This is a genomic window from Candidatus Protofrankia californiensis (genome assembly GCF_900634765.1).
Classification (GTDB): domain Bacteria; phylum Actinomycetota; class Actinomycetes; order Frankiales; family Frankiaceae; genus Protofrankia; species Protofrankia californiensis.
The window spans coordinates 5,076-5,944 of record NZ_CAAAFT010000073.1; the positions used below are offsets into that span (position 1 = coordinate 5,076).

General features: G+C 66.7%; 1 protein-coding gene. It reads right to left on the minus strand.

The features are described 5' to 3' along the window. Window positions 1-379: 379 nt before the first annotated feature. The coding region (locus tag DD1DGNOD_RS04600) for a DNA recombination protein RmuC (protein WP_131769527.1) at window positions 380-869 on the minus strand (490 nt) is incomplete at its 5' end.

Here is an 869-nt window from a genome sequence, read left to right on the forward strand (position 1 = left end):
GGATGCAACCGGTGACGAACAGGACTCCGAAGGCGACTCCCGGGGAACCGGACAGAACCACGTCGATGGTTGCGCCGACCGTCCCGGCCAGGATGAGCAGGATGGCGGCGCCGAGCACGGTCAGACCGCGCCTGCTGCCCGTTACCACCGTGGGCGTCCCGTCGTTGTTGCGTCGACCCTGGATTCGTCCGCGTTGGCCGGCCGGAGGGCCGATACCTCCGGCGCGGCCGGACGGACCGGTCGACGAACGACGGGGCGGCGAGTTCACTTGGGCAAGGTACCGCCCGGCGTCGTCTCAGGTATCACCGGCGAGTGCTATCGCTGCGTGAGGCAGCCGCAGGCATCACTTTCGGTGATGACCCTGAAGCCTTCGACAACATCACCCATATGTGCCGCCAGCATTACCCGCGAGTTCGGTCGCGGACAAGGCTCGCACGCCGGTTTCCACCGGCGACGGTGTCGCCAGGACGTTCTCCACCACCTCCATGGCGGCAAGCCTGCGTGCCGGCACCAGCACGCGGCTCTCCAGAGATCCCACCGCCGCGTTGAAGTCGGTCACGGTCCGGCTCAGTGAACGGCCGAGCCTGTCCACATGTTCGCCGAGCGTGCCGAGGCGGGTATAAAGATCTCTGCCCAGCTCGGAGATCTCCCGGGTCCGGCTGGTGAGCGCCTCCTGGGTCCACGCATGGGCGACTGTTCGCAGCATCGCGATCAGAGTGGTCGGAGTCGCGATGACGACCTTTTTCGTGGCAGCGTGCTCCAGCAGGGTCGGGTCCTTGTCCAGCGCCGGTGAGAGGAATGCCTCGGCGGGCACGAACAACACGACGAACTCCGGGCTGGAAGGCAGTTGCCGCCAATACGCCTTCGCG